Below are 2,704 nucleotides of genomic sequence, written 5' to 3' on the forward strand. Positions count from 1 at the left end.
CTACGGGCTCGACGGCGAGCGCCTGTGGGTGACGATCTGGGAGGAGGACGACGAGGCCGAGCGCGTCTGGCTGGACAAGATCGGCCTGCCCCGTGAGCACCTGCAGAAGCTCAACCGCGCGGACAGCGCAGCACCCACTCGCGGGCGGCGGCGGGCGTCTTCCCGTGCTCGACGTGGCGGCGGATGAGGCGCTCGACGCGGAGCTCGTCGTCGACCTCGACGAACCACGCCTCGTCGAGGAGGTCGCGCACCCGCGCCCAGGGCTCGTCCTCGAGCAGGAGGTAGTTGCCCTCGGTGACGACGAGCGGGGTCTGCGGCGGCACCGGTACCGCTCCCGCGATCGCCTCCTCGAGGTCGCGGTCGAAGATCGGGGCGTAGACGGCCTCCCCGTCCGCCGCCCGCAGGCGGGTGAGCAGCGCGACGTACCCCGCGGCGTCGAAGGTGTCGGGGGCGCCCTTGCGGTCGCGGCGGCCCAGGCGCTCGAGCTCTGCGTTGGCCAGGTGGAAGCCGTCCATCGGGACCAGCACGGCAGCAGGCGCGAGCGCGGACACCAGGGCGTCGGTGAGGGTGGACTTGCCCGACCCGGGCGCACCCGCGATCCCGAGGATCCGTCGCGGACCCGTCGTCAGCGCTCGCGCTCGTTCGACGAGCGTGTCGAGGTTGCCTCGGTGGATGCCCGTCGCACGGTCCTCGAGGACGACGCTGAAACTGTCGTGGCTCATGAGCGTCTCCCAGCTGGCTCGGGCGCCTGGCTGGCCGCCCACGCGAGCGTATCGGGAAGGACGACGCGCCTGCTCCGCCGGCGGCGCTCCGACGTGGCGTCGATCGGACCGTACCCAGTGCGGTGCGTCCGATGCCCCGCTCCCCCGCACGGTCACCCTCGTCGGGATCCCCGGATGCGATCCGGCCACGACGTGTACCGGCCCACGCATGACCGCGTCCCACCCGAGAGGGTCGACGGGAGCCGCGCGCGCTCTGCTCGCCGACACCCGAGGACTGACGTGATACCGAGCGTGGTAAGAAGCCTATGATCAAGCCTCCGGCATGACCAAAGACGCCGGTCTGACAGCTAGCGCAACGAACGCGCTGCGCGGTCGCGCACGTTCCATCGAAAAGGTATGCATAGCGCATGTCGATGATGGAGCCGTTGCTGCCCGGTCCCAAGACGGACGAGACGATCGCTGCCGCGGATCCGGGTTCGGGCGGACCCGCCCCGGCCCCAGGGTTCGGCATCGCCGGCGAGGACCCCGATCGCGCAGAGCGTCAGGCCGAAGACCCGCCCACCGACGGTGATGCGTTCTCGCCTCCCGTTGCCGAGGGCGAGATTCCGTTCCGAACCCCTGACCCGCAGGTGGTTCGCCGCCCCTCCGCGACGGGGCCAGAGACCAGCACCTGAACCGCGCGGGCACGATCTTCACGACGGAAGACATGGGCACCATGTCCGGTGCCGGCAAGGCGCTCTGACCCGCGGCGGCTCGTGCGCACAACCTGCGCGAGAGGCCCGAGCCGGCCTTCCCCGCTGCGGACAGGTGAAAGGCCGCCAGGACAACCTGGCGGGCCCTTTCCCCCAGCGCGACTGCTCAGGCCTGCTTGGCGCTAGTGGTCACCACCTCCTCCGGACGCGTGGACTGTGCGCCGGTTCGGTGGCGGCACCGGTGTTCCCCTTCAGGCCTGACGGCACCGGCCCTCATCAGTCGCCGCTACCGCTCATGCCGAAGAGCGAGCGTGCCGCGAAGGCGGTTAGCATCCCCGCGTGCCCATTGATCACACTCAGTTGTTCGCACTCGGCTCGGAGCGCGAGGCCCTGGCAATGAACCTCGACGCACAGCGCGAGGGGCTGATCAGGAAGATCGAGGGACTAGACGATGCGATGGCGCGGCAGGCACCGACCGCAAGTTCGTTGTCGCTGCTCGGGCTGTTGAAGCATGCCGTGACCTGGGAGCGACGTTGGTTTCAGGTCATCATGGGCGGACAAGAGTGCCCCGAGGGGTGGCCCGAAGTCAGACCCGAGCCCCGGGATGCCGACATGATGGTCGACGAGGGCGACACGGTGGACCACTGGGTCGCCTCCTACCTAAGGCAGATCGAGCAGTCTCGCGCTGTCGTGGCATCGTTCGACTTGGATAGTGCGTGCACGCGCAAAGACATCATCGAGTGCAACGTCCGGTACGTCATGTTCCACATGATCCAGGAGACCGCGCGCCATGCCGGCCACGCCGACATCATCCGCGAGACGCTGGACGGCTCAACCGGAATCTGAGTCGAACCGCCCGGCCGGCTCCTAGGTCCCGACCTCTGCGTCCTCAACGCCCCCTCTACCGCTGACGCGAGCGCCTGCAACCGTCCTCACAAAATGCGGAACTGGAGGTGGTCCAGCAGCTGGAGGTCGAGTCACACGCCCCAGGGCAGCGCCGGCTCGCCGCAGCCCACGAGCACGGGGCACCGGAGCATCGCGCACTTGTCGACCAGCCCTTGGCGGAACGCCTCGGCACCGATGGCCGCGCCCCCAGTCGTCCGCTCACTGCGCAGACTCTTCCTGGCTGGCGGTCCTGTCAGGCATCTTGTTGGTGCCGGCGGCACAGGGTCGTCGGTGCATCTGGTTCCACCGGACTACCGCCTAGCGTCCGCTGACCTTCGAGGTCCGGCATGAGTTCTGCGGGGTCCGATGGTCCCAGGACACGAGCGACTGGCGACAGGGCTATGC

3 protein-coding genes are annotated in these 2,704 nt (G+C 69.2%); 2 read left to right on the plus strand and 1 reads right to left on the minus strand.

The annotated features are described in order from the left end of the window. Positions 1–110: 110 nt before the first annotated feature. The gene (locus V2J63_RS15715) at positions 111–722 is read right to left on the minus strand and encodes a nucleoside/nucleotide kinase family protein (RefSeq protein ID WP_331231934.1); all 612 of its coding nucleotides are present in this window, start codon (positions 720–722) and stop codon (positions 111–113) included. A 407-nt stretch (positions 723–1,129) separates the two neighbouring features. Here V2J63_RS15715 and V2J63_RS15720 point away from each other — a divergent pair, with 407 nt between their 5' ends. Together V2J63_RS15720 and V2J63_RS15725 are read left to right on the plus strand one after the other, a co-directional pair. Then, a complete protein-coding gene (locus tag V2J63_RS15720) occupies positions 1,130–1,396 on the plus strand; it encodes a hypothetical protein (protein ID WP_331231935.1) in 267 nt (88 codons plus the stop codon). A 357-nt stretch (positions 1,397–1,753) separates the two neighbouring features. Beyond that, on the plus strand, positions 1,754–2,260 hold the full coding sequence (locus V2J63_RS15725; RefSeq protein WP_331231936.1) for a DinB family protein: 507 nt from the start codon (positions 1,754–1,756) through the stop codon (positions 2,258–2,260). The last annotated feature ends 444 nt before the right edge of the window (positions 2,261–2,704 follow it).

Origin of the sequence: Georgenia wangjunii, assembly GCF_036421975.1 — a bacterium.
GTDB lineage: Bacteria > Actinomycetota > Actinomycetes > Actinomycetales > Actinomycetaceae > Georgenia_A > Georgenia_A wangjunii.